Source organism: Paraburkholderia caffeinilytica (assembly GCF_003368325.1).
In the GTDB taxonomy this organism is placed as follows: domain Bacteria; phylum Pseudomonadota; class Gammaproteobacteria; order Burkholderiales; family Burkholderiaceae; genus Paraburkholderia; species Paraburkholderia caffeinilytica.
In genome coordinates this window covers 608,074-633,616 of record NZ_CP031466.1, presented here as the reverse complement: position 1 = coordinate 633,616, position 25,543 = coordinate 608,074, and the positions used below count along the sequence as shown (strand labels likewise).

At 62.7% G+C, this 25,543-nt stretch carries 19 protein-coding genes; 7 read left to right on the top strand and 12 right to left on the bottom strand.

Annotated features, from left to right (window positions below; genetic code table 11):
• Positions 1 to 156: 156 nt before the first annotated feature.
• From DSC91_RS02825 to DSC91_RS02815, 3 genes are all read right to left on the bottom strand, one after another.
• Positions 157 to 1,185, bottom strand: a complete 1,029-nt coding sequence (locus tag DSC91_RS02825) for an alpha/beta hydrolase (protein ID WP_115776730.1) — start codon at positions 1,183 to 1,185, stop codon at positions 157 to 159.
• A gap of 37 nt (positions 1,186 to 1,222) precedes the next feature.
• Positions 1,223 to 1,648 carry an organic hydroperoxide resistance protein gene (locus tag DSC91_RS02820; protein ID WP_115776729.1) on the bottom strand — a complete coding sequence of 142 codons (426 nt, stop codon included), beginning with the start codon at positions 1,646 to 1,648 and terminating at the stop codon, positions 1,223 to 1,225.
• A 199-nt stretch (positions 1,649 to 1,847) separates the two neighbouring features.
• A complete protein-coding gene (locus DSC91_RS02815; RefSeq protein ID WP_115776728.1) occupies positions 1,848 to 2,414 on the bottom strand; it encodes a TetR/AcrR family transcriptional regulator in 567 nt (188 codons plus the stop codon).
• A 245-nt stretch (positions 2,415 to 2,659) separates the two neighbouring features.
• Between DSC91_RS02815 and DSC91_RS02810 the strand changes: the two genes are divergently transcribed.
• The 5 genes from DSC91_RS02810 to DSC91_RS02790 all read left to right on the top strand — a co-directional run bounded on the left by DSC91_RS02810 (position 2,660) and on the right by DSC91_RS02790 (position 8,730).
• Positions 2,660 to 3,568 carry a LysR family transcriptional regulator gene (locus DSC91_RS02810; RefSeq protein WP_115776727.1) on the top strand — a complete coding sequence of 303 codons (909 nt, stop codon included), beginning with the start codon at positions 2,660 to 2,662 and terminating at the stop codon, positions 3,566 to 3,568.
• A 233-nt stretch (positions 3,569 to 3,801) separates the two neighbouring features.
• On the top strand, positions 3,802 to 4,236 hold the full coding sequence (locus DSC91_RS02805) for a MarR family winged helix-turn-helix transcriptional regulator (RefSeq protein WP_115776726.1): 435 nt from the start codon (positions 3,802 to 3,804) through the stop codon (positions 4,234 to 4,236).
• Between the two features lie 129 nt (positions 4,237 to 4,365).
• Entirely contained in the window at positions 4,366 to 5,874 is a 1,509-nt protein-coding gene (locus tag DSC91_RS02800; protein ID WP_115776725.1) for an efflux transporter outer membrane subunit, read from the top strand.
• A gap of 65 nt (positions 5,875 to 5,939) precedes the next feature.
• A complete protein-coding gene (locus DSC91_RS02795) occupies positions 5,940 to 7,100 on the top strand; it encodes an HlyD/EmrA/EmrK family protein (protein ID WP_115776724.1) in 1,161 nt (386 codons plus the stop codon).
• A gap of 73 nt (positions 7,101 to 7,173) precedes the next feature.
• Entirely contained in the window at positions 7,174 to 8,730 is a 1,557-nt protein-coding gene (locus tag DSC91_RS02790) for a DHA2 family efflux MFS transporter permease subunit (RefSeq protein WP_115776723.1), read from the top strand.
• A gap of 186 nt (positions 8,731 to 8,916) precedes the next feature.
• Here the strand turns inward: DSC91_RS02790 and DSC91_RS02785 are convergent, their stop codons facing one another.
• The 8 genes from DSC91_RS02785 to ansP form a co-directional block, all read right to left on the bottom strand.
• Positions 8,917 to 9,918 carry a transglutaminase family protein gene (locus tag DSC91_RS02785; RefSeq protein WP_115776722.1) on the bottom strand — a complete coding sequence of 334 codons (1,002 nt, stop codon included), beginning with the start codon at positions 9,916 to 9,918 and terminating at the stop codon, positions 8,917 to 8,919.
• A 10-nt stretch (positions 9,919 to 9,928) separates the two neighbouring features.
• Positions 9,929 to 12,526: a circularly permuted type 2 ATP-grasp protein gene (locus tag DSC91_RS02780; protein WP_229758275.1), complete on the bottom strand. Its 2,598-nt coding sequence runs from the start codon at positions 12,524 to 12,526 to the stop codon at positions 9,929 to 9,931.
• Positions 12,527 to 12,750: 224 nt separating this feature from the next.
• Positions 12,751 to 16,221, bottom strand: coding sequence for a transglutaminase family protein (locus DSC91_RS02775; protein WP_115776720.1), 3,471 nt, complete (start codon positions 16,219 to 16,221; stop codon positions 12,751 to 12,753).
• Between the two features lie 206 nt (positions 16,222 to 16,427).
• On the bottom strand, positions 16,428 to 16,682 hold the full coding sequence (locus DSC91_RS38130) for an ElaB/YgaM/YqjD family protein (protein ID WP_425272029.1): 255 nt from the start codon (positions 16,680 to 16,682) through the stop codon (positions 16,428 to 16,430).
• Between the two features lie 108 nt (positions 16,683 to 16,790).
• A complete protein-coding gene (locus DSC91_RS02765; protein WP_115776718.1) occupies positions 16,791 to 17,624 on the bottom strand; it encodes a transglutaminase family protein in 834 nt (277 codons plus the stop codon).
• Positions 17,625 to 17,632: 8 nt separating this feature from the next.
• Positions 17,633 to 18,574, bottom strand: coding sequence for an alpha-E domain-containing protein (locus DSC91_RS02760; protein ID WP_115776717.1), 942 nt, complete (start codon positions 18,572 to 18,574; stop codon positions 17,633 to 17,635).
• 139 nt (positions 18,575 to 18,713) lie between these two features.
• On the bottom strand, positions 18,714 to 20,129 hold the full coding sequence (locus DSC91_RS02755) for a circularly permuted type 2 ATP-grasp protein (RefSeq protein WP_115776716.1): 1,416 nt from the start codon (positions 20,127 to 20,129) through the stop codon (positions 18,714 to 18,716).
• 70 nt (positions 20,130 to 20,199) lie between these two features.
• Positions 20,200 to 21,696: an L-asparagine permease gene (ansP, locus tag DSC91_RS02750; protein ID WP_115776715.1), complete on the bottom strand. Its 1,497-nt coding sequence runs from the start codon at positions 21,694 to 21,696 to the stop codon at positions 20,200 to 20,202.
• Between the two features lie 464 nt (positions 21,697 to 22,160).
• Here ansP and DSC91_RS02745 point away from each other — a divergent pair, with 464 nt between their 5' ends.
• Both DSC91_RS02745 and DSC91_RS02740 read left to right on the top strand, forming a co-directional pair.
• A complete protein-coding gene (locus tag DSC91_RS02745) occupies positions 22,161 to 23,114 on the top strand; it encodes a LysR substrate-binding domain-containing protein (protein ID WP_115776714.1) in 954 nt (317 codons plus the stop codon).
• A gap of 145 nt (positions 23,115 to 23,259) precedes the next feature.
• Positions 23,260 to 23,883, top strand: a complete 624-nt coding sequence (locus DSC91_RS02740) for a LysE family translocator (RefSeq protein WP_115779657.1) — start codon at positions 23,260 to 23,262, stop codon at positions 23,881 to 23,883.
• Between the two features lie 65 nt (positions 23,884 to 23,948).
• On the opposite strand, the gene DSC91_RS02735 is transcribed toward DSC91_RS02740, so the two are convergent.
• A complete protein-coding gene (locus DSC91_RS02735) occupies positions 23,949 to 25,364 on the bottom strand; it encodes an aminotransferase-like domain-containing protein (RefSeq protein WP_115776713.1) in 1,416 nt (471 codons plus the stop codon).
• Positions 25,365 to 25,543 lie beyond the last annotated feature (179 nt).

Genomic DNA, 25,543 nt, shown 5'->3' with positions numbered 1-25,543 from the left:
AAGGAAAGCTTGTCGGCGAACTCTCAGCATGCATGCGTGCCGACAGCCATCCATCATGCACCAGGCGTTTCGCACTTCAGCACTTCAACGCCTCGTCATTCTGATAACCGCGGCGCGATGCTGTCATGCAAGGCGCCGCGGTCAAGACTGCACGACTTACTTCAGACGCGCTTGCAATTCGTCGGCAAGCTGCCTGGTTGCGGCCTTGGTCGGCGCGTCGTTGGCGAGTGCGTTAAGCAAGCCAAAGTCGTGGATCGTGCCGTTGTAGCGAACCGTCATAACTTCGTCGCCCGCTGCATCGAGCTTGCGGCCGTAAGCCTGGCCCTCGTCGGTCAACACGTCGAACTGCGCGACCTGAATGAGCGCAGGCGGCAGACCCTTCAGTTGCTCCACGGAGGCGCGCAGCGGCGACGCATAGATTTCATTGCGCTGTTTCGGATCCTTTGTGTACGCGTCCCAGAACCACTTCATCGACGCACGGCTGAGGAAGTAGCCATCCGGAAAGCTGTTGTACGAGCCGTTGTTGAAGTTGTTGTCCGTAACGGGCCACATCAACCCCTGAAAACGGATCGCCGGTCCTTGCTTGTTCCTGGCCATCAAGGTGACGACTGCTGCCATGTTGCCGCCCACGCTGTTGCCGACGACCGCGAGGCGGCTGCCGTCCACGCCGATTTCATTGCCGTGCGCCGCGACCCATCGGGTGGCCGCATACGCCTGATTGATCGCCACCGGGTAGCGCGCTTCGGGTGACGGCGTGTAATTGACGAACACAGCAACAGCGCCCGATTGCACGACCAGATCGCGCACCAACCGCTCGTGGGTCTGGAAGTCGCCAAGAATCCAGCCGCCGCCATGGAAGAACATGAAGACCGGCGGCGTACCCGTGACGCCTTGCGGCTTGACGATGGTAATCGGCACGCTGACGCCGTCCTGCTCGATCGTCCGGTTGGACACGTCGATACCCGACAGATCCACCTTGACGCTGCGCTGCGCATCGATCAACACCTGACGGGCCTGCGCAGGCGACAGGGCGCTGAGCGCCGGTCCCTTGCTGCTGTTCAGCGCCTTGAGGAACTCGCTCGTCATCGGATCCGGCGTGGCGGAGGCGACCGGGGTCGCGGCGTTGGCCAGGACACTGCCGGCAGCAAGTGCAACTGCGAGTAGCAAAGGCTTGAAGGTCTTCATGATTGTTTCCCGGTTCGTGACAGTGAGAGGCTGAGGCTTAGACGATCGTCAGGGTGACGTCGATGTTGCCGCGAGTCGCGTTCGAGTAAGGGCAAACGATGTGCGCCTTGTCGACCAGCGTTTGCGCCGCTTCGCGCGGCATCCCGGGCAGCGAGATCTCCAGTTCCACTTCGATGCCAAAGCCATTCGGGATCGGGCCGATGCCGACGCTGCCGTCAATCGAGACGCCAGCGGGAATGGCGATCTTGTCGCGGGCGGCGACGAATTTCATCGCGCCGAGGAAGCAGGCGCTGTAGCCCGCCGCGAAGAGCTGCTCCGGATTGGCACCCTCGCCGCCCGCGCCGCCCAGTTCTTTCGGCGTGGTCAGCTTGAAGTCGAGATTGCCCGCGGGCACCACGGCACGGCCATCGCGGCCACCGGTGGCATGAGCTTGAGCGCGGTAGAGGACTTTTTCGAGTGACATGATGAAGCTCCTTACAGAAGAGTGAGTGATTGAACTTACTATCTACTACTAGATAGATTCGTCGGCGAAATTAAACAGACGAACCAGGCTTTTTCCAGCTATTTCACATTTTCCGCCCATCTATCTACTCAAAGATAGATGGGCAGACCAAACAAAGAGGCGGCGTACCGCCTCGTACCTGACAGCCGCGACGCGAGCTTTACCGCGCGATCCGCACCGTCGCCTCGACGTCTTCGAGCCGGGCCTTGGTGTGGAACAGACGGCTTGCGAGCACGCTGCCCTGAAATGCCGCGTACAGCGCACGCGCCGCGTTTTCCGGTTTGCCGTTCACCGCCAGGGTCTTTTCTTGCACGCCTTGCGCGAGAACCTTGGCGAGCCAGTTTTCGTTCGCCTTGAAAAACGCCTGCACGGCCTGGCGAATGTTGTCGGGCAGCGATTCGATGTCCGCTGCCAGCATGCCGCACAGGCAGATCTGGTTGCCGTCGCCGAGGGTCCTGCCAAACAGCTTCGCGTACTTGCTCAGCTTTGCATCCGCCGGCAACGAAGCGTTAATGCCTTGGAGAGCGTTTAATACCTCGCTGCTGTACGCATTGACCGCCTCCAGAACCAGATCGTCTTTCGACGGAAAGTAGTAATGGATGCTCGAGGTTTTTACGCCGACCAGGCTGGACAGATCACGGTAGCTAAAACCGTTGTAACCACGCAGCATGATGAGCGTGATTGCGTGGTCGAGGATCTGTTCGCGCACTGTCGTTGTCGGTTCCATGGATCGAACTTTATCTACTCATAGATAGACTGTCAAGCGATTTTCGAGCGGTCTACGCAATGCGACGTGACGATCGGAGAAGGAAGACGGAGCCGCTATGGCATAGACTGCTTTCTGTCGCCGGCTCGAGCGTTGCCTACTCTACGGAATACCGTGGGAGACATCGTCCGCAACTGGAACTTCCTGCGGCGCTGAAAACGGCATTCCGTCAGTCCTTTCTTTCCGCTGGTCGAAGAGATCTCATCATGGAATATATCGAAAGCCTGCGCATTTTCCGGTCGGTGGTCGAACTGAGGAGTTTCACCCGCGCGGCGGATATTCACGGGCTGGCTCGCCCAGCGGTGTCGCGGGCAATCGCGGGGCTGGAAGAGCGGATCGGATGCCGGCTGTTGAACCGGACGACTCGACAGGTCTCGCTCACCGAAGCCGCGGAACGATTCTACGAAGGCTGCGTGCGTATCCTGGACGATCTGGACATACTCGAAGCCGACGTGGCCAACCAGACACGGGAAGCAGGTGGCGTCTTGCGCCTTGTCGCCCACACGACGGCGACGGTAAGCCGGCTGGTTCCCCTGATCGCCGGGTTCAAGCGTGCCCATCCGAAGGTCACGCTCGACGTGACGTTGACGGAGCGGCCCGTCGATCTGGTCGGCGACGGGTTCGACCTAGGCATCATTCTTCCGCACATGCTGACGAGCGAAACGACGGTTGTGCGTCTGCTCGAGCGCATTCCGGTTGTCATTGTCGCGACGCCGCAGTATCTGCGGGCATCGTCAACACCAGGAGATCCATCGGAACTCGCCGATCATCTTTTTGTGTCGATGTCGCCTTCCATTCGTCGCCCTGTCATCGGTTTCCGGATCGGCGAGGACGAGCTGAACATTCCGCTGCGCTTCGATGTTTCGTCGAACAGCCCCGCCTTCAATCTGGAAATGGTGCTGCAGGGTTTCGGAATCGGTATCGTGCCGGCAGCCCTTGTAGAAAAAGAACTGGCCTCGGGGAAGCTCGTGCAGCTGCTCACCGATTCACAGCTTGTCGACGACAGCGTCGAAATCCAGCTCGCTTACAGCAACCGGACACTGCTGCCTGCCAAGGTGCGTGCGTTTATCGACTACGCGGCGACCTTCTTCGAGACGCTGGCGACAGCGCGCTAGTGCGGAAAAACGACCTGCAAAATCGACCTGCGAAGCGCGTCGGAAATATAAAGGGCAGCATCGGCCGCCCTGTCCGGTGACAAGGCCGACCGGATCCGGACCACGCTGCGCGGGCCCGGCCGGCGCCCGGCCCAGTTCCTAGTTGTTCCGCGAGCAATTGGTACACGAAACGACAACAAACTGATAACCCGGCCAGCATCGCATCCCGGCGGGGGCCGGATTACTCTGTGCGTATGCACTCAAACGATCTTCCGGACGACGACTGTTTTGCCCTGCGTCAGGCCTCTCGACATATTTCAAAGCTTTACGAACGTCATTTGTCCGAGGCGGGCATCACGCCGACGCAGTTCAGCGTTCTCAGGACGCTGAGTCGTTGTACGAATCTGACCATGGCCGAACTGGCCAAAGCGATGGTGATGGACAGAACGACCCTCGTTCGGGCGCTTAAACCCTTGCTCAGGCGCGGCCTCGTGGTTGCCCCTGCCGAGCGGCAAAGCAATCGGCGGCTGCGAGTCGTGCTCACCCGAAGAGGGATAGCGAAGCTTGACGAAGCGGCCGCTCATTGGGCAACCGCACAGGCCAGTTTCGAACGTAGCTTCGGCCAGCAACAGGCGACTCATCTGCGAAGCGAACTGTTTCGCATGACGAGCTACCTGTCCGAAAGGTAACCACAACGCAACAAACCTGTTCATCTCGCAGATCGATAAGTGACGCTTTGAACGCTAATGTGTGCATATGCACTTCAAGCAATGCGAAGACATATAACCCAGGTAAGCCAAAGGAGAACGGAAACCATCATGAAACACTACCGACCCCAGCTTCGAGCGAGCGCATGGTTGGCCTCGATAGCCGCGGCGTTAGCGGCGCTCGGTCTGGCCGGATGCGTCAACTACGCCGGCATCAAGAGCGACAAGCAGATCGAGCCTCCCGCAAAGCTCGAGACGAAGCAAAGTTTGCCCGCCGAAGGCGGACAGTGGCCCGCAATGGATTGGGCCAAACAGTTTGGCGACCCGCAACTGCCGGCCTTGATCGACGAGGCGTTACAGGGCAATCCGACAATCGACCAGGCTCGTGCCCGCATCGAGAAAGCGTCGTCATATGTGGGCAGCGCCAACTCGACTCTCTACCCGAACGTAACGGGCAGCTACGCGTGGACGCGACAGCTTTACACCGGCAATGGCATCGTTCCGCCTCCGTACGGCGGCACGTGGCAGAGCGAGAACAACGTGCTCGCCAGTGCTTCGTTCGACCTCGACCTGTGGGGCAAGAATCGGGAGAAGCTTCGTCAGGCCATCTCGCAGGAAAAGGTGGCCGACGCCGAGGCCGAGGAGGTGCGCATCTCCGTGGCCGCTTCGGTGGCAAGCGCCTACAACCATCTTGCGCAGCTCTATGCGTTGCGCGATATCGAAGTCCGGGAAGTGAAGAATCGCGAGGACATCGGGCGAATCACGGATGGGCGTGTTGGCGCGGGACTCGACACCAACGTGGAGCGGCAGACCGCCTATGGCGAAACCGCAACGAGCCGCTCCAGCGTCAGCGACCTCGACGGCCAGATTACGACCGTGCGCTACCAGCTGGGGGCCCTGCTTGGCGCGGGGCCGGACCGCGGTCTCAAGATCGCCAATCCGTCGCTCGGCGAAGGCGCCGGCGTCGCGCTTCCCGACAACCTGCCCGCCGACCTGCTCTCGCGCCGCCCGGACATCGTTGCGGCCTACTGGCGGGTGGATGCGGCAATCCACGACGTGAAGGAAGCGAAGGCTGAGTTCTATCCGGACGTCAACCTCTCCCTGGCGGCGGGACTTGACGCGTTTGGCTGGGGCCGGCTCCTCACGGCCGGAAGCCACCAGCTTCAGGCGGGACCGGCCATCCATCTTCCTATCTTCGATGCCGGCGCCTTGCGCTCGCAACTGAAGGGCCGCTATGCCGATTTCGACTACGACGTCGCAACGTACAACCAGACGTTGATCAACGCTTTGTCCGACGTCGCCACGCAGGTCACGCAGATCCACTCGGCCGACCGTCAACTGGTCGACGCACAGCAGGCACTGGATGCGCAATCGCAAGCCTATCAATTGGCGCTCGTTCGATACAAGGCGGGTTTGAACCAGCAACTGCAGGTGTTGAACGCGGATGACAACCGGCTCGCAGCCGAAACGGCCGTCGTCAACCTCGAAATGGATCGCCGCGGCATGCAGATCGGACTGGTCAAGGCACTCGGCGGCGGATTCGACGCTTCGCACGCCGGCCTTGCCGCGAATGCGGAGACACCGATTCCCGCGCAGGCCCACGGCACGGCAACTCACTGAACGACCCGATCGGCGCTCAGGCGTAACGGCCTGAGCGCGCACCTCAAATTTTACTGGAGCTACACATGAACGCACCTCAGTCACCGTCGGATAAAGAACCGGAAAAGAAGCCTGGCAAACGCAAACTGCTGCTCTCGCTGCTTGCCGCTTCGCTTGCGATCGCCGGCGCTGCGTATGGCGCCTTCTACTTCCTCGAGGCCCGTTTCCACGTGGATACCGACGACGCATACGTCAACGGCAACGTCGTGCAAATCACGCCGCAGGTCACGGGGACCGTCATCGGTGTCAATGCGGATAACACGCAGATCGTCAAGAAGGGCGAACCGATCGTCCAGATCGATCCCGCTGACGCCAGGATCGCATTGCAACAGGCCGAGGCCAATCTGGGGCAAACCGTTCGCCGGGTTCACGGGTTGTATGCCGACGACGACCGATACCGTGCAGATATCGCCGAACGCCAGTCGGATCTTTCGAAGGCACAGGACGATCTGAAGCGCCGCCTTTCCACCGGCATGACGGGGGCTGTGTCGGACGAGGAAATCTCCCACGCACGCGACGCGGTCAGCTCGGCTCAGGCCGCGCTCGAGGCGGCCCGGCAACAGCTTGGCGCCAATCGCGCGCTGACGGCCAACACGTCGGTCGACAAGCACCCGGACGTCCTGGCAAGCGCCGCCCGCGTTCGTGACGCCTACCTGGCTTATGCGCGCACCACGTTGCCGTCCCCCGTGACCGGCTATATCGCGCAGCGCTCGGTTCAGGTCGGGCAGCGCGTGTCGCCCGGCGCATCGCTGATGTCCGTGGTGCCGCTCGAGCAGGTCTGGGTCGATGCGAACTTCAAGGAATGGCAGCTTCGTCACATCCGGGTCGGACAACCTGTCGAGTTGACGGCCGACGTCTATGGCTCCTCCGTCGTCTATCACGGCAAGGTGGTGGGCTTTACGCCAGGCACGGGTTCGGCACTGGCGCTGTTGCCGGCGCAGAACGCGACGGGCAACTGGATCAAGGTGGTGCAGCGGCTGCCGGTGCGCATCGAGATTCCACCCGCGGAACTGGAGAAGCATCCGTTGCGTGTGGGTCTGTCAATGAACGTGGATGTCGACGTCAAGGATCCTGCCGTTGCCCAACTCGGTACGGAATCCACGTCGACCTATAAGACCGACGTTTTCGCGAAGTATGGCGACGAGGCTGATGCCGCGATCGCGCGAATCATCGCCGAAAACGAATGAGCCCCGCTCATTGGACCGCGGCGCGTGAAAGACGCCGCGCCTTTCTTGCCAGACACAGGACAGCCGTATCACCATGACCACCCATCATCCGAATCACCCCCCGCTTACGGGGGCGACACTCGCCCTGGGCTCGCTAAGCGTGGGCCTCGCGGGTTTCATGACCGTGCTCGACTCATCGATCGCCAACGTCGCTATTCCGACCATCTCGGGAAACCTGGGCGTCTCGGTCGATGAAGGCACATGGGTCATCACCGTCTTCGCTGCCGCGAATGCAATCGCGATCCCATTGACCGGCTGGTTGACGCAGAGGCTGGGGCAGGTTCGCCTGTTCGTCGGTTCGATCCTGCTGTTCGTATTTGCATCGTGGCTGTGCGGCATTGCGCCAACGTTGCCGATCCTGCTTCTTGCCCGCGTGTTGCAGGGCGCCGTGGCCGGACCGCTGATTCCGATGTCCCAGGCACTGCTGCTCAGTTCGTGGCCAAAAGCGAAGTCCTCGCTGGCACTCTCGCTATTCTCAATGATCGTGGTGACCGGGCCGATTGTGGGGCCGGCACTCGGCGGCTGGGTGACGGATAGCTACAGCTGGTCATGGATCTTCTATATCAACATCCCGGTCGGGCTATTCGCCGCCGCGATGGTCTGGATTCTCTATCGCAAGCGCGATACGCCGGCTAAAAAGCTGCCCATCGATGTAGTCGGACTCGTGCTGCTGATCGTCTGGGTCGCGGCGCTTCAGGTGATGCTGGACAAGGGCAAGGATCTCGACTGGTTCTCGTCGAACACGATCATCGTTCTGACGATCGTAGCCGCTGTGGGCCTTGCGCTGTTCATTGTCTGGGAGCTCACGGAGAAAAACCCCATCGTCGACCTCACCCTCTTCAAGCAGCGCAACTTCCTTGGCGGCACGGTTTCGATTGCCGTCGCGTATGGCATCTTCTTCGGCACGCTAGTGTTGCTTCCGCAGTGGATGCAGGAGTACCTCGGTTACCGGGCAGTCGATGCGGGGCTCGCGACCGCGCCGCTAGGTATTTTTGCGGTGATCGGCGCACCGATCATGGGTAAGATCCTGCCGCGCTCGGACGCGCGCATCATCGGCACGTTTGCGTTTATCGGCTTCGCGATCGTCTACTACATGCGCTCGTATTTCTACACGGATCTCAGCGAGGGATACATTATTCTGCCGACCCTGCTGCAGGGTATTCCGATGGCGCTGTTCTTCGCGCCGCTGACCGTGATCATCCTGTCGGGGCAACCGCCTGAAAAGGTGCCCGCTGCTGCCGGCCTGTCCACTTTCGGACGCATGTTCTTCGGCGGCATCGGCACCTCGCTGGCCGGCGTCGTGTGGAACAACCGGACGATCATGCACCATGAAATCCTGACGCAGCAGTCGAGTCCGACCAACCCGATATTCAATGCGCAAATCAACACCTATCACTCCGTGCTCGGCCTGAGCCAGCAAGCATCGTATGCGTTGTTCGATCATACGGTGCAGTCGCAGGCCGCCATGTTAGGGCTGAACGACGTGTTCTATGGCGCGGCGATCGTCATGATCATCATCATCCCGCTCATCTGGATCACGAAGCCTGGCAAGGCTGGCGGTTCGAGCGACGCAGCGGCGGGTGCGCACTGATCGACGGCTGGTCCAGCTGTTGGGAACGACGCGTGGCCCAATTAGCTCCTCCCGTGTCACAAGCATGGTTGCCCGCTTCGGCGGGCTTTTTCTTTGCCGCTACCAAGCCAGATGCCTTCGTGCACTTGAATGGAACCGCCGACGCAGTCTGAACCAAGCCGCCATGCCTTTAGGGCCGCTGACCTCTCACGCATCCAACGACTCGTCGAGCGGATCGACCGTCACGCCCACCGTGAGCGCATGCTCACTGCCGCCACCGCGGATCACGCCGCGCAGCGGCGCCACATCCGCATAGTCGCGGCCGGTCGCGAGCACCACGTAATCGTCGCCAGGCGCGCGGTTGTTGGTCGGGTCCAGTTGCAGCCAGCCGCCGTCCTCGGGCCACGCCGGATCGTAGACTTCGGCCCAGGCATGCGAAGCGTCGGCACCGATCAGCCGCGGCTTGCCGGGCGGCGGCTGAGTGAGCAGATAGCCGCTGACATAGCGTGCCGCAAGGCCGAGCGAACGTAGCGCGCCGATCAGCACATGCGCAAAGTCCTGGCAGACTCCACGCCGCATCGCCAGTGCGTCGAGTGCGGTCGTCGTCACCTCGGTGCTATTCGACGCGTAGGTGAAGTCCTCGTGAATACGCTGCATCAGCTCCCAGGCCGCTTGCACGAGCGCGCGACCTGGCGTGAAACTGGGCGCCGCATAGCGAGCCAGTTCAGTGTGGCGGGCGACATAGATCGAAGCAAAAGTGAATTCGCTGGCGGGATCGTACGCTTGCCCCGCACGATAGCTAAGTCTCGATCGGATGGTTTCCCAGGCACTGGCGTTGCAGATCGAGGGATCGACGATCGCCGGCGGCCGCTCGCCGGATGCGGCTGCCGCCAGTCGCGGCGACAGCACGCGGACCAGACTGCGACTGCGCACCAGCAGTTCGTCGTGCGGCTGGTTGAGCGCGAAGAAGTAACGCCGATTGCCGAAAGTGTCGATCTCTGTGTTGATCAAATCCGGCGAGGGTTTGACGTCGAGCGAAAAATCCAGCACCTGCTGGCGAGACGTTTCGCGTGGATGCAGCCACGACTGATGCTGCGCGTATTCGACCCGTGCAGAGTATTGATAGTGCGTATCGTGCGTTACACGCAGCAAGCGCCCTTCATCGCCATGCTGATCCTCGCGAGCGGATAGTTCGGATATGTCCATCATTAATTTCTCATTAGCCCCACAGCGTCGTTTCGGCTTCGCGCACATGGCTGAAATAGCGCTCGCCGATACGGTCGGACAGTTTCCAGACCGCCTCGCAACATGCGTTCAGGCGATCCAGCAGCGGTCCGTAGAGACCGTCTTCGCCTGGATTGCACAATTCGCGCAGCGGCCAGCTCGCAACGTCCGGAATGATTCGAGCCAGGTCCGATAGCGCGTGGCGGTCAGCGCGCTCCACCTTGGATAACCGTCCGCGCAGCGTCTGTGCCACCCAGGCCAGCGAGCGCGGGTTGTCGGTGTCCAGCACGAGCAGGTCGATCAGCGGCGCAACGTCAAAGCGTCGCTGGAATTGCGAGCGAAACGTGATCGAGCTGTCGAACAGTTCGAGCACCAGTTCGAAGCCGTCCTGCTCATGAACCGCGCCAGTTCTAAATGCCGTTGCGAGGACGGTGCCGAGGAACTCCAGACGATCGATCTGCCGCCCGATCGACAGCAAACGCCAACCGTCGTCGCGCGTCATGTGATCGGTCTGCGCGCCGGTGATGGCGCCCAGGTGTATGTTCAGGCGCGCCAGCGCGCGCAGCGTCTCGTGACTGGACGATTCACGCTCGCGGCCTCCGGTTTGCCCCGACTGACTGAAGTGCTGGCTCGCCTCCTCGATCAGCCGCCATTGTTCGACAGACAGGCGCTCGCGGATCGCCGTCGCCGTGGAGCGCATGCCCCGCAGGCTGAATGCGACGCTGGTCAGCCCTTCGTCACTGCTCACCAGCGCCTTGCGCAGCGCACGCTCGAATTCGCGCGGCGCCTGCGGGGCAGGCAAGGTCTCGCCAGGAATCATGCGGTTTTCCCGGCACAGCGCATCCAGAAGATGCAACTGCGCCGCGCCTTCCTCGTCGGCCTCCACACTGAGGCGTTCGAGCGCCGCGCGCGCGAGACGGGCACTGTTCGCCGCGCGCTCGGTGTAACGCCCGAGCCAGAACAGATTCTCGGCAGCACGGCTGGAAACGGTACGCGATCGCGCAATCAGGTCGTCGGGGCCGAGATGTTCGCGCAGCATCGTCGTCGCATCGACGGCGCCCTCGGTCATCACCCACGTGTCGACACTGCTGCCGCCTCGCTGCATCGACACATTGGACAACCTATCGCGGCTCGCAATACGCGTGAGCCCGCCCGGCACCACACGCCAGGCGCCTGGGCCGTCCGAAATCGCGAAGACGCGCAGCATGGCCGGGCGCGGCACGATGCGCTCATGCGCCGCGCTGTCCGCCGCGTCATGGCTCTGCCAGGTGGGCGCCTGCGAGAACGGCAAATAGGTCTGCACCGTGTAGTTGTCCGGCTGCGCGGCGATGAGCGCGCGCCACTCGTTGAGCATCGGCTCCGACAAGGTGCCGCCGATGACCGGCTCGAACCGGCCACCGCATTGAACACCGGCCGGATACGTCGGCTTGATCACGCACTGCGAAAGCTGCGGCATGGCTTCGTCGTAGGCGAGCCGCTCGCCGCACCACCACGTCGGCACCGCCGAAAGGAGCAGCGGCTCGCCCAGCAGACACTCAGCAAGCCGCGGCAGGAAGCCCAGCATGGCGGGAGACTCGAGGAAGCTCGAGCCAGGCGCATTGGCGAGCAGCAGATTGCCGGCGCGCACCGCCTGCAGCAGTCCCGGCACGCCCAACGCGGAATCCGAGCGCAGTTCCAGCGGGTCGAGATAGTCGTCATCGAGGCGCCCGAGCACGCCATGCACGGGCTCCAGCCCCTGCAGTGTCTTCAGGTACAGACGATTGTCGCGCGCGGACAGATCGCTGCCCTCCACCAAGGTGAGCCCAAGGTAGCGGGCAAGGTAAGCATGCTCGAAGTAAGTTTCGTTGAGCGGTCCCGGCGTCAGCAGCACGATGCGCGAGTTTCGCCCCGCCGGGCTCATGTCCTGCATGCTCTGCAGCAGAGCACGATAGCTGGCGGCGAGGCGCTGCACGCGCAGACTGTGAAACGGCTGCGGAAACAGACCGGAGACAATCAGACGGTTCTCCAGCAAATAGCCGAGCCCCGATGGCCCCTGGGTGCGTTGCGACACCAGGCGCCATTCGCCATCCGGTGCACGCGCAAGATCGAACGCGGCGATATGCAGCCACGTTCCTCCCGCGGGACGCACACCGTGCATCGGCCGCAAATAACCGGGATGCCCCGTCACCAGCGCGGGTGGCAGCAATGCGTCGCGCAGGATGGTTTGCGGCCCGTAAAGATCGTCGAGCATCGCATTGAGCAGCCGCGTACGCTGCAGCACGCCGCGCTCGATGCCGGCCCAGTCCTGCGGCGTGATGAGCAGTGGAAACAGATCGAGCGACCACGGCCGCGTGGCCCCGTTGCTGACATCGGCATGGACGTTGTAGGTGATGCCGTTGTCATGCACGCGGCGGCGCAGCGCCTCGACGCGCTTGTCGAGGCCGGCGAGGCCCTCGCCGCCCAACTGCGTGAAGAATTCGCGCCACGGCGGCGTCAGCGGTGTGGTCTGCGTCGCGTCCGCGCTGCCACGCAGTTCATCGTATTGACCGGCTTCGGCGACGCGAGCCCGATCGGCGGCCGATCCGGCGACACCCTGGCCTGAGCCGGTCTGAATCGGCGCCGCCCTTGAGCTACCGTCGGACGCCGGACCATTTGCTTGGGTAGAAAGCACTTCCAACATCTCGTTTTGTCATTGTGGTGGTTCACGCGCAACGCGTGCGACTCCCGCTGCGCACGCAGCCGGCGAAGCCGCTCGCGCGCCGGCCTGGCCCGCATGGGCCCGCCCTATTCGCGACGAGGGCCGACGTCTCCGGCCGGTCCTCGCGCGATGCAACTCACTCAGCGCCCCGTCTGGCTCGTCTGGCTCGTCTGGCTCGTCTGGCTCGTATGCCGAAGGTCCAGGGTGAACGGGAACTCCCGGCTCGGCATGGCCGGCTCGACCTCCATCCTGCCCGGCGTATGGCCCATGTTGAAGAAGCGCGCCAGGCGCCGGCTCTCGGCCTCATAGGCATTGACCGGCAACGTGTCGTAGTTGCGGCCTCCCGCGTGCGCGACGTGATATTGGCAACCGGCCAGCGAGCGCTTCATCCACGTGTCGACAATGTCGAAGGTCAAGGGCGCATGCACGCCGATGGTCGGATGCAAGGCCGACGGTGGCGCCCATGCCTTGTAGCGCACACCCGCCACGTATTCGCCGACCGTGCCGGTCGGCTGCAACGGCAGCGCCTGCCCGTTGACGGTGACGACATGGCGATTGTCGTTGAGCCCGCTCACATGCACTTCCAACCTTTCGAGCGACGAGTCGACATAGCGCACCGTGCCGCCGGGCGCGCCCTCCTCGCCCATCACGTGCCACGGTTCCAGCGCACCGCGCAGGCTGAGCTGGATGCCGCGCGCCGCCACCTGCCCATACAAGGGAAAGCGGAACTCGAAGTGCGGCGCGAACCACGCCGGGTCGAACGGGTAGCCGGCTTCATTCACCTCGGCGATCACGTCGTCGAAGTCCATTTTCAGGAAAGCCGGCAACAGGAAGCGGTCATGCAGCTCCGTTCCCCAACGCGTCAAGCGCACCTTGTAGGGCTGCTTCCAGAAGCGCGCGATCAGGGCGCGCAGCAGCAGTTGCTGCACGATGCTCATGCGCGCGTGCGGCGGCATCTCGAACGCGCGCAACTCGAGCAGGCCGAGGCGCCCGGTCGCCGAATCAGGCGAGTAGAGCTTGTCGATACAGAACTCGCTGCGGTGCGTGTTGCCCGTCACGTCGATCAGGATATTGCGCAGCACCCGGTCGACCAGCCAGGGCGGCATGTCGGCGCCAAACAGCAGCTTGTTGCGCTCGATTTCCTTGAACGCGAGCTCCAGTTCGTAAACCTGATCGTTTCGCGCCTCGTCCACGCGCGGCGCCTGGCTTGTCGGGCCGACGAACAACCCCGAAAACAGATACGACAGCGACGGATGGTTGTGCCAGTACGCAATCAGACTGGCGAGCAGATCGGGGCGGCGCAGGAACGGACTGTCGGCAGGCGTCGCACCGCCGAGCACAAAGTGGTTGCCGCCGCCCGTGCCGGTGTGACGGCCGTCGACCATGAATTTCTCGCTGCACAACCGCGACTGGTAGGCCGCTTCATAGAGAAACTCGGTACGCTGCACCAACTCGTTGAAGTCATGCGCCGGATGGATGTTGACTTCGATGACACCGGGGTCCGGCGTGACTTGCAGCATCTTCAGCCGAGCGTCGCGCGGCGGCGGATAGCCTTCCAGTATCAGGCGAACGCCCAGTTCCCCGGCGGTCAGTTCGACCGCGCCCAGCAGATCGAGATAGTCTTCGAGCGCGGCAAGCGGCGGCATGAAGACGTACAGGTGCCCCGCGCGGGCTTCGACACACAGCGCCGTGCGCGTGATCCACGCGGCCGATTCGTGGTGTTGCGGATAGCGTGTGTCTTCGTCAGCTCGTCCCGGCCCCTCAGCGTCGCGACCCACGCCGCCGCGCAGCGGCTGCATCAGCGTGCGCGTGCTCATGCGCTCGTCTCGTCCCGCCGCCCAGGACGTCCCGCCGTCTACACCGGCCGTGCCTGGATAGCGTGCGCGCAGCGCCGCCGTGCCCGGCAACGCGGTGCGCGGCGCGAACGGATCCTGTTCGACCGTGTACGGATAGTCGCTCTCGCTCACCCAGGGCAGCGAGTCCAGCGGCAAGCGATAGCCCATCGGCGAATCGCCCGGATACAGATACATGCGTTCGTCGCGGAAGAACCAGGGTCCGGTCTGCCAGCGCGAACCACCGAGACCCGGCGCCTTCTCCGAAGGCTTGAGCGGGAGCAGGTAGCCGACCACGCTGTCGAGTTTCTGCTCGAATACCTTGCGCAGGCGGGCACGTTCGAGTTCGTCGTCAAGACGTGAATCGAACGGGTCGACGTTGACCGGCAGCCGGCGTTCGCGCCACAGGTAGTACCAGACATCCTCGTAACCCGGCTCGATGCATTCGCCGTCGAGGCCAAGACGGGTGGTCAGCGCCGCGATGAAACGCTGCGCATCGGCTGCCGTATAGGACGAAGGTTCACGCTCGTCGGCGAAGAGCGCCGGGTTGTTCCAGGCCGGCTGACCGTCCTCGCGCCAGAAGATCGACAGCGCCCAGCGCGGCAACTGTTCGCCCGGATACCACTTGCCCTGGCCGAAATGCAGGAAACCGCCTTGCCCGTATTCCGCGCGCAGCCGCTGCACCAGTTCGGTCGCGTAGCCGCGCTTGGTCGGACCCAGCGCCTCGGTGTTCCACTCGGCGCCATCGCGCTCGTCGATGGAGACAAAGGTCGGCTCGCCGCCTTGAGTCAGGCGCACGTCGCCGGCCAGCAGATCCGCGTCCACCGCTTGCCCGAGGGACAGCACGTCCTGCCATTGCTGGTCTGCGTAAGGACGGGTCACGCGCGGCGATTCATAGATGCGCGTCACGTTCATCTCATGCGAAAACGTTACCTCGCATTCGTCGATCAAGCCTTCAACCGGCGCCGCGCTCATCGGCTGCGGCGTGCAAGCGAGCGGAATGTGCCCCTCGCCGGCCAGCAAGCCGGACGTCGGGTCGAAGCCGATCCAGCCCGCGCCCGGCAGGTAGACCTCGCACCACGCATGCAGGTCGGTGAAATCGACCTCGGTGCCGCCCGGGCCGTCGAGCGATTTGACGTCGGGCTTGAGCTGGATCAGGTAGCCGGATGCGAAGCGCGCGGCAAGGCCAAGGTGACGGCATAGCTGCACCAGCAGCCAGCCGCTGTCGCGGCATGAGCCGGAACCCAGTTCGAGCGTCTGAACCGGCGTCTGCACACCGGGCTCCATCCGCACGAGGTAGCGGATGTCCTTCTGCAGCTTCTGATTGAGCGCCACGAGAAAATCTATCGTGCCCTCGATCGACCGGTCGATGCCCTCCAGATAGGAGCGAAACACCGGCGCAGCCGCTGCGACCGGATCGCATGCCAGGTACGGCGCCAGTTCCTGGCGCACCGAACTGTCGTACTGGAACGGAAACGTCTGGGCACTTTCTTCAAGGAAGAAATCGAACGGGTTGTAGACCGACATCTCGGCCACCAGATCGACCGTGACCTTGAAGCCGCGGGTTTTCTCAGGGAATACCAGGCGCGCCATGTAGTTGGCGAACGGATCCTGCTGCCAGTTGACGAAGTGCCCAGCGGGTTCGACCTTCAGGGAATACGACAGGATCGGCGTACGGCAATGCGGTGCGGGACGCAGCCGCACGATTTGCGGACCGAGGTTGATCAGCTTGTCGTAGCTGTAGTGGGTGACGTGATGGAGCGCGACGTGAATGGACATGGAAGATGCTTCTATTTTTATTCGACGGATGGATGTGCCGGACCAGCAATCTCTCCGGGAGCGCAGCGCGCACGCTTGCCTCACCCCGGGGTCTGGCGTCGCGAATCTCAAGACGCACCGGGCCCTGCAGCCGGAGGTGCCGAATCAGGCTCCGTCCCGTTGCATCGAGGCCCGGCGGTGTCGCTATGTGCCAGTTACCCGGCGGACTATTTTCGACCGATCAAGACGCCGATCAGCACGCCGATACCCAAGGCCACACCGGCCGTCGTCCATGGACGGTCATGCGCATAGTCGTTGGCGGCCCGGGCAGACTTGCGCCCCTTTTCGATGACGATGACCTGCGCATCGGCCGCCTTCTGTTTCGCGCGCTTGAGACGCGCGCGCACTTTGCCGGACACCGGCTCCGCGTCCAAGTTGGAAGCGTGTGCAATGTCTTCCGATGAGCCGTTGATCTCGCTCACTGCGCTACCCAAATTTGACATACCGCCTCCCTGAAAGCGTGGTTAAAAACAAATACGCATACCTCACCAGCGCAAGCGCTGATAAAGCGTTACATCGGTCCGTCAGTTTTAGCTCTGGCGCTGGCTTTGACTCTGGGATGCCTGGGACGGCAACACGCTGATCTCGACAGTCAGCGTCTCGGCACCCTGCCCGGTGTGAATCCCGGATACGGGCATCGCGCCGCGATAGTCGAGGCCGGTGGCGATGCGCACATAGCGCTCGTCCGGACAGGTGTTGTTGGCCGCATCGAAGCCGACCCAGCCGAGTCCGTCGAGATACGCCTCCGCCCATGCGTGGCTCGCCGTCTGCTTCGCGACGCCGTCCATCAGCAGATAGCCCGAGACGTAGCGGGCCGGCACATTGAGCGCCCGCGCCGCGGCGATGAAGACGTGCGCGTGGTCCTGACAGACGCCCTGACGGTTGAGCAACGCCGTCTCCGCATCCGTGCTCACCTCGGTCGTGCCGGGCTGATAAGCGATCCGGTCGTGGATCGTACTCATCAACGCATGCATCGACTGAAGCTGCGCGCCTTCGGCGCGCAGGTCGGCAGCAAGCGCTTTGACTTGTTCGCCTGCCCGGGTCAACGGCGTCTCGCGCTCGAAGATCCAGGGCGGAACAAGACCGTCGACCGTGCCGAAGATCCCGGCCCGGTCCTCCGTGTCGACCGTTCCCGCCGCCACGATGGCGATCTCGCGCATGTTGCGTTCGTAGCGCACGAAATCGACATGGTTACCCAGACCGTCCACGTAAGAGACGGTCGGCTCGACGCCGTCGACCGTGACTTGCCAGTCGAGAACGGTCTGGCCGGGGCAGGACTGCGGACGCAACCTCAGGCGTTGCAACGCATAAGGAACCGGCTGATCGTACTGATAGTGCGATGTGTGGCGAATAGCGATACGCATGGCCGGTCTCAATCGAAGTTGTAGGTTTCGGCGATTTCAAAACCGAGCCGGTTGTTCTGCCCGATGAAGCCCTCGAGAAACTCGTGCAGGCCCTGGGCAAAGATCTGCTTGACCGTGTTGTCCCGGAGCGTGGCGAGCGTAATGTCGGCTGTCTTGTGGCAGGCATGCGTGGCGCCGTAGTCTTGCGCCAGATACCCGAGGTTCTCGACGATGCTCAGGTAGCAGAAGTTCAGCGAGCGCGGCATGCGGCCGTTGAGGATCAGATAGTCGGCGATATTGGCCGGCTTGTACTGGGCGTCGTAGACCCAGCGATAGGACCGATGCGCGTCGACCGAGCGCAGGATCGATTCCCACTGGTAGTTGTCGAGCGTCGTGCCCACATAGGACACCGCGGGCAGCAACAGGTGGTATTTGACGTCGAGAATGCGCGCGGTGTTGTCGGCGCGTTCGATGAAGGTGCCGATGCGGGCGAAATCGAAAATCTCGTTTCTGAGCATCGTGCCGTGAAAAGTGCCGCGAATCAGCGCGGTCTGGCGCTTGATCTGATCGAGCACGACTGGCAGTTCACTCGCCGCAACGGGCTTTGCCAGCACCCGCTTGACCACCATCCACGCTTCGTTCACGCTCTCCCACGCCTCGCGGGTAAGCGCCGTGCGCACCATGCGGGCATTCGAGCGCGCCGCCTCGATGCACGACAGGACGCTCGACGGATTGTGGCCGTCGCGCAGCAGATAGTCGGAAACGGTGCTGGCGGTATAGGCGTCGTGTTTCTCCCGGAAACCCTCTTCCATGCCGGAGGTTACCACCACGGACGACCACGTTGCCTGCGCATCGGAGGTTCTGGTCAGCGCCATGCGCAGCCCGGCGTCGACGATCCGTGCAATGTTTTCCGCGCGTTCGATATAGCGGTGCATCCAGTAGAGCCCGCTTGCTGTGCGTCCAAGAAGCATGTCCTGTCCAACTCCAGTGTCTGTCTTTTGCTATGCGCCAGTCCTGTATCGGACTGGCGGCCTTCCGGGTTCCTGCGCGTCCAGTCTCTTCGAGCGGCCCTCGGACGACATGCGGCCGTCAGTCGGCCCTCAGTCGCCCTCAGTCAGCCAATACCCACGTATCCTTGGTGCCGCCGCCCTGGCTCGAATTGACCACCAGCGAGCCTTCCTTCAAGGCGACGCGCGTCAGGCCGCCCGGCGTGATGCGGATGCGGTCCGACACGAGCACGAAGGGCCGAAGATCCACGTGGCGCGGCGCGAGACCCTTTTCGGTCAGGATCGGCGTGGTCGAGAGCGCCAGCGTCGGTTGCGCGATGTAGTTGTTCGGACGGGTTTTGAGCTTGGCGGCAAAATCCTCGCGCTCCTTCTTCGACGCGGCGGGCCCGACCAGCATGCCGTAGCCGCCCGATCCGTGGACTTCCTTCACCACCAGTTCGTCGAGATGGTCCAGCACGTATTTCAGGCTGCCCGGCTCGGAACAGCGCCAGGTCGGCACGTTCTCCAGGATCGACTTGCGACCCGTGTAGAACTCGACGATTTCCGGCATATAGGAATAGATCGCCTTGTCGTCCGCGATGCCGGTGCCCGGTGCGTTGGCGATCGTGATATTGCCCGCGCGGTAGACATCCATGATGCCGGCGACGCCAAGCACGGAATCGGGCCGGAAAGTCAGCGGATCGAGGAAGGCGTCGTCGAGCCGGCGATACAGCACGTCGATGGCGCGGAACCCTTCGGTTGTGCGCATCGCCACGCGGCCGTCCACGACCTGGAGATCGCTGCCCTCGACCAGATGAACCCCCATCTGGTCGGCGAGGAACGCATGCTCGTAGTACGCGGAGTTGTGGATGCCGGGCGTCAGCACCGCGATGGTCGGATTCTCCTGGTTGCCGCCCGGCGGGCACACGGCGGCCAGCGACTCGCGCAGCAGTTGCGGATAGGCTTCGACCGGGCGCACCTTGACTTGCTGAAACAGCTCGGGGAAAAGCTGCATCATCGTCTCGCGGTTCTCCAGCATATAGGAGACGCCGGAGGGCGTACGGGCATTGTCTTCCAGCACGTAGAACTCGTTTTCGGCCGTGCGCACAATGTCCACGCCGATAATGTGCGTGTAGACATTGCCCGGCGGCCGGAAGCCGATCATCTCCGGCAGGAAGGCCTCGTTCTGGGCAATCAGCTCCTTCGGGATACGCCCGGCGCGCACGATCTCCTGACGATGATAGATATCGTCGAGAAAGGCGTTGAGGGCGATCACGCGCTGTTCAATGCCTTGCGACAGGCGCGTCCATTCCGGACTGGAAATGATGCGCGGGATGATGTCGAACGGAATCAGACGCTCGGCGGCCTCTTCCTCGCCGTACACGGCAAACGTAATGCCCGTCTTGCGGAAGACGCTTTCCGCGTCAGCCGCTTTCTGCGCGAGATTCGCAGGATTCTGGGCATCGAGCCATTGCTTGAGCAGCGCATAAGGCGCGCGGACCCCGTCAGCGGACGTCAGCATCTCATCGAATGGCTTCACTTCTGTTCTCCGTCGTTGTCGCTATGGTTGCTGTTGTTGTCGATGCAAAAGGCAGGAGCGACACGCCGCGTTAGCCCGCGTTGTCCTCGAGCACGCTCTGGGTCAGCGTGACCGACGGGATTGTCGGCCTCATGAGCGTGCTCGCGCGGCGGCGCACTCCGTACCAGCCGGCGACCAGGATCAGGGCCACGACCGGAATCGAGGCAACCGTCCACGTACCGTTAGGATAATCGAACGCCATCAGTACCAGCACGCCGATCAAAAATGCCAGCGTCAGCCAGGACGTCACCGGCGCGCCGGGCATTCTGAACGTGACCGGCTCAGCCTCGCCGCGGGCCACCGCCTGACGGAACTTCATCTGGCAAACCACGATGAATCCCCAGGTGCTGAGAATGCCGAGCGACGCCACGTTGAGCACGATTTCGAACACGCTCGACGGCACGAAATAGTTCAGCACGACGCCCACGATGTAGATCGCCACCGTCACCAGAATACCGGCATACGGAACCGACTGCGAGCTCATGCGCGAAAGGAAATGCGGCGCCGACCCGCCCATCGACAGCGCCCGCAGCACCCGCCCGGTCGAATACAGCCCGGAATTCAGGCTCGACAGCGCCGCCGACAGCACGACGACATTCATGACCGAGCCGACGCCCGGCACGCCAAGCGCGCCGAAGAACGTGACGAACGGACTCTGTCCCGCCTTGTAGGCACTCCACGGCAACAGACAAACCAGCAACACAACGGCGCCCACATAGAACACGGCAATCCGCCAGATCACGCTGTTGATGGCGCGCGGCAGCACCTTGCGCGCATCCTTGCATTCGCCCGCCGCCGTGCCGACCAGCTCGACGCCGGCGAACGCGAACACGACGCCCTGCACGAGCACCAGCGCAGGCAGCAGACCGTGCGGGAACAGCCCGCCGTTCTCGCTGATCAGATGCACCCCGGTGGAATGCCCGCCAACGTGCACCCCTGTACCCAGAATGATCGAACCGATCACAAGGAACAGCGAGATCGCGGCAACCTTGATGAGCGCGAACCAGAATTCCATTTCGGCAAACCATTTCACGCCGATCAGGTTCATCGCCGCGACGATGCAAAGTGCAATGAGCGCGAATATCCATTGCGGCACGGACGAGAACGCCGCCCAGTAATGCATGTACAGCGCGACAGCGGTGATGTCGACGATGCCGGTCATCGCCCAGTTCAGGAAATACATCCAACCGGCGACATACGAGGCTTTTTCGCCAAGGAACTCCCGGGCATACGACACGAAGCTGCCGCTGCTCGGCCGGTGCATCACCAGTTCGCCCAGCGCGCGCAGAATCAGAAACGAGAACACGCCACAGACCAGATAGACGACAGCAAGCGAAGGACCCGCTATTTGCAGGCGCGCGCCCGCGCCGAGAAAGAGGCCCGTGCCGATCGCCCCGCCAATGGCGATCATCTGAACCTGACGATTACCCAGCGTTTTGTGATATCCCGCTTCGTGCGATTCCAGCCAGCTTTTCTTATCCACGTCGCCAGTGGATACTGGGGAATTCTGGTTTTGCAGTGTGGACATAATCAGTTCGATCCTTTTAATCCGGGCACTTGACTTCGTAATCCCGGGAACATAGACGGAAGGATGTATGCGCAATGGCGCATCGACCAGGCTACAAATCAACAACAGGCCTCGCGGTGCGGCCGTTCGGCATGGCGCACCGGACTGATGTTTCTTTCGGAAAATTTCAGGCGCCCGGGCATCGCCGGTGACTCGGCGACCCTTGTCTGCGAACACGCATCTATGCGATCACTCATGTTTAAGCCTTGGGAGACCAAAGGCGGTTTTTATCAAGTCACCACTTCGTTTTGCATGGCCAGACAGACGAAAGGTATGTAGCCCAATTTATGGGAGCAACGCTCATGCATATTTCGACTAACACCTATCGAAAAAAAACATCGGTATTCTTGCAATGAGTAACGGTAGGCTAGCGTTGCCGCGTCGCACGGGTGCGGTTGTCGATTTACCCAACACAAGTGATAAATATGGAAGCAAAGTGGTTGGAAGACTTTCTCAGCCTCTCGGATACGAAGAGTTTCTCCCGGTCGGCGCGCAGCCGGCATCTCACCCAGTCAGCTTTCAGCAGACGAATCGTGGCGCTCGAAACGTGGATGGGCACAAAGCTCGTCGATCGCAGCGTCAACCCGGTCACCCTCACGCCCGCCGGACGGATGTTTCGCAGTCTTGCGGCGGACATCCTGCGCAGCATGCACGCGGCGCGCAATCTGGTGGGCGGATATGAACAGTTCGCCGAAAACGACCATGTGGTCCATTTCGCGGTTGCCCATACCCTCGTCTTCACGCTTTTTCCCGACTGGCTCAAGCGCCTGACCAGCGAGTTCGGCCACATCATGGCCCGGGTTCAGGCGGTCAACGTGCCCGAAGGTGTGCAACATCTCGTGGCAGGCGACTGCGACCTGCTGATCGGTTATCACCACCCGCAATTGCCGATCGCGCTCGATCCCAATCACTTTCCGTTCCTGACGCTCGGTGTCGAGCGCATCGTGCCTGTCTCGGCCGTGGGCAAAGACGGCCGGCCGCTCTTCGAGCTGCCTGGCAAGAGCAGCAGACCGCTGCCCCTGCTCGCCTATTCCTCCGGCGCATTCCTCGGCAACGTGGTCGAAATGCTCTTGATGAACGCGACGGAACCGTACGCCCTGTTCCGCTGCTTCGAAACCCACATGTCAGAGGCATTAAAAGGCATGGTCGTGGCCGGCCACGGAATCGGCTGGCTTCCGGAAAGCTGTATCGCCAAGGAGTTGAGCGAAGGAACTCTGGTTCGAGCAGGCTCGGACGTTTGGGCAACTGAGCTGGAGATACGCCTGTACCGCCCGGTCAAGGAGCGAGGCCAGGCGGCCGAGCAGCTTTGGGCTTTCATCAGCAACCAGCTGGTCGAGCCGAGGATTGTCAGATTGCCGGACATCATGACTGCGGCGTGAGCCGCGATCGCGGCTTGCGGCAAATCGATGCGCATCCATCGCCCGTACCGGACACCATTCCACAAACCGTACAGGTACTGTACCGGCCTGGTTCGTTAGAATGCTCCAAAGGTCCCATCGACCGACACCGGAGCCCCGCATGTTCATGTCCTATCTCAGCCTCAGCGCGCTGCCCGCCGGCATTCTGTTCGCGCTCGTCGCCACCATCACGCCCGGTCCGAACAACACGATGTTGCTGGCCTCGGGCGTCAACTTCGGCTTTCGCCGCACGCTGCCGCATGTTTCCGGGATCAGTGCCGGAGTCGTGCTGTTGATGCTGTCGGTCGGGATCGGTCTGGGTGAAGCTTTCGTGCATTTCCCGATGCTGTACACGGTGCTCGAAGTGGCGAGCGTCGCGTACCTGCTGTACCTCGCGTGGAAAATCGGCACGTCGGGCGAGCTGAAGCTCAGGAACGGCGATCGCCGGCCCATGAAGTTTCATGAAGCCATTGTGTTCCAGTGGGTCAATCCGAAAGCATGGATGATGGTGCTGACCGCCGCCACGACCATCCACGTCAGCGAAAGCGCCAGCATGAACGCCATCGCCATGGCGGTGATCTTCTACGTGATCGGCTTTCCGTGCATCTGCCTGTGGGCGGGCTTCGGTACCGCGATGCGCAAAGTGCTGTCGGACCCGAAGCGGCTGCGCATTTTCAATGTGGCGATGGCGCTGCTGCTGGTGCTCTCGCTGTATCCGATCGCGCTCAAGCTGCTCGGTCAGTCCGCCTAGGATTTCTCTGGCCGCACCCGATCGCGCTCAGGCTGCTCGGCCGGTCCGCTTGAGATCGGGCACGGCTAGATCGCACCCTGCCCGACTCGCTCGATGAAGCGCCACAACGCGTCGTCGGTCGAGTACGGCGCATTGAAACGGAACCAGGCGCTCGGCGCGTCGTCGGGACGAAAATAGGAGCCGGGCGCAAGCCAGATGCCGTGCTGGAGCGCGGCGGTCGCCACGTCCCCCGCGCGCTCCGCTTCGATCGGCAGCCGCGCCCACAGAAACAGGCCGGCTCGCGGCCGGTGAAACAGTTCGAGGCCGAGCGAGTCGAGCCGCTCTTCGACGGTCGCATGCGCGAGCTTGAGGCGCTCGTTGACGGTTTCGACGTGACGCGCATAGCGCCCTTCGAGCAATACCTTGTCGACGATCCGCTCGATCGCTTCCGACGAGGTCAATCCCACCGCCATCTTCGTGCGCGCCAGTTCGCGCAGGACGGCCCGCTCGGCGACCACGTAGCCGCAACGCAGCCCGGGCGTCACCGTCTTCGAGAAACCGCCGACATACAGCACGCGCTGCAAGCCTTCCATCGCGGCAAACAAAGGCGCGCCGGACGGCGCCAGTTCGCGGCTGACATCGTCTTCGATCACCCACATGCGCTGACGCTCGGCGATCTGCAATAGACGGAACGCCGCCGACATGCCGAAGGTCGCGCCGGTCGGATTCTGCAACGTGGTGTTGACGAAGATCGCCTTCGGCTTGTGCTGCGCGACCAACGCTTCGAGCACGTCGGTATCGATGCCGGCCGGGGTGCGCGGCACCCCATGCACCACCAGCCCCGCCAGCTTGAGAATCTGCAGCAGGTTGCAGTAGCCGGGATCTTCGACGATCACGGCGTCGCCCGCGCGCAGCAGCGTCCGGACGATCAGATCCAGCCCTTGCGTCGCGCCCTGCGTGAGCAGCACGTTGGAGACGTCCACCGGCAAACCGCGCCGGTCGAGTTGCTCGGCGATCCGCTCGCGCAGCGGCGCGAAACCGTACGGATGCCCATAGTCGCCGAGGCGCGCCGCCGGCACCCGGCTCATTGCCCGCAGCGCGTGCTGCAAACCCGTCTCGTTGATCCACTCGTTCGGCAGCCAGCCGCCGCCCGCCTTGATCGGCACCGAATGGTCGGCGAACACGTCGGACAACAGCCAGGTCGCGGTCAGGCTCGGCGGTTGCCAGTCGGTCGGGGCGGCTCGCGCAGACTGCCCGCGCGCCGCCACGCGATAACCGGAACCGCGCCGCGCCACCACGAGCCCCATCGACACAAGACGGTTATAGGCCTCCGTGACCGTGAAGGTGCTCAGTTCGTGGCTTTGCGCCAGTTGCCGCACCGACGGCAGCAGCGCGCCGGCGCGCAGCGACTGCGCCTCGATGGCGCGCGCGAAGCCCTGCACGACCTGCTCGACGAGCGTGGGTGCGGCGCGCCGGTCGCGCTCGAGTTGTAGTTCGATCATGGTTTGGACAGAGAAATCTCTCGCGACAGCCGGCTAAGCTATCAAATAGATGGCCAGGAAGGCGTCAGACAAAGCGTCGAATTGCCTCAGGGCGCGATCGACACAGTTACCGCATTTCCACCAACACAGTTAGCACCACACTGCGTCAACTGTTTATGCCGCCATTAAACCGCGAACGC

Coding starts and splice junctions, on each gene's coding strand:
- DSC91_RS02735 (WP_115776713.1), bottom strand. CDS start 25,364: ATGATCGAACTACAACTCGAGCGCGACCGGCGCGCCGCACCCACGCTC.
- DSC91_RS02760 (WP_115776717.1), bottom strand. CDS start 18,574: ATGCTTCTTGGACGCACAGCAAGCGGGCTCTACTGGATGCACCGCTAT.
- DSC91_RS02790 (WP_115776723.1), top strand. CDS start 7,174: ATGACCACCCATCATCCGAATCACCCCCCGCTTACGGGGGCGACACTC.
- DSC91_RS02810 (WP_115776727.1), top strand. CDS start 2,660: ATGGAATATATCGAAAGCCTGCGCATTTTCCGGTCGGTGGTCGAACTG.
- DSC91_RS02785 (WP_115776722.1), bottom strand. CDS start 9,918: ATGATGGACATATCCGAACTATCCGCTCGCGAGGATCAGCATGGCGAT.
- DSC91_RS02745 (WP_115776714.1), top strand. CDS start 22,161: ATGGAAGCAAAGTGGTTGGAAGACTTTCTCAGCCTCTCGGATACGAAG.
- DSC91_RS02765 (WP_115776718.1), bottom strand. CDS start 17,624: ATGCGTATCGCTATTCGCCACACATCGCACTATCAGTACGATCAGCCG.
- DSC91_RS02820 (WP_115776729.1), bottom strand. CDS start 1,648: ATGTCACTCGAAAAAGTCCTCTACCGCGCTCAAGCTCATGCCACCGGT.
- DSC91_RS02815 (WP_115776728.1), bottom strand. CDS start 2,414: ATGGAACCGACAACGACAGTGCGCGAACAGATCCTCGACCACGCAATC.
- ansP (WP_115776715.1), bottom strand. CDS start 21,696: ATGTCCACACTGCAAAACCAGAATTCCCCAGTATCCACTGGCGACGTG.
- DSC91_RS02740 (WP_115779657.1), top strand. CDS start 23,260: ATGTCCTATCTCAGCCTCAGCGCGCTGCCCGCCGGCATTCTGTTCGCG.
- DSC91_RS02805 (WP_115776726.1), top strand. CDS start 3,802: ATGCACTCAAACGATCTTCCGGACGACGACTGTTTTGCCCTGCGTCAG.
- DSC91_RS02775 (WP_115776720.1), bottom strand. CDS start 16,221: ATGTCCATTCACGTCGCGCTCCATCACGTCACCCACTACAGCTACGAC.
- DSC91_RS02825 (WP_115776730.1), bottom strand. CDS start 1,185: ATGAAGACCTTCAAGCCTTTGCTACTCGCAGTTGCACTTGCTGCCGGC.
- DSC91_RS02800 (WP_115776725.1), top strand. CDS start 4,366: ATGAAACACTACCGACCCCAGCTTCGAGCGAGCGCATGGTTGGCCTCG.
- DSC91_RS02795 (WP_115776724.1), top strand. CDS start 5,940: ATGAACGCACCTCAGTCACCGTCGGATAAAGAACCGGAAAAGAAGCCT.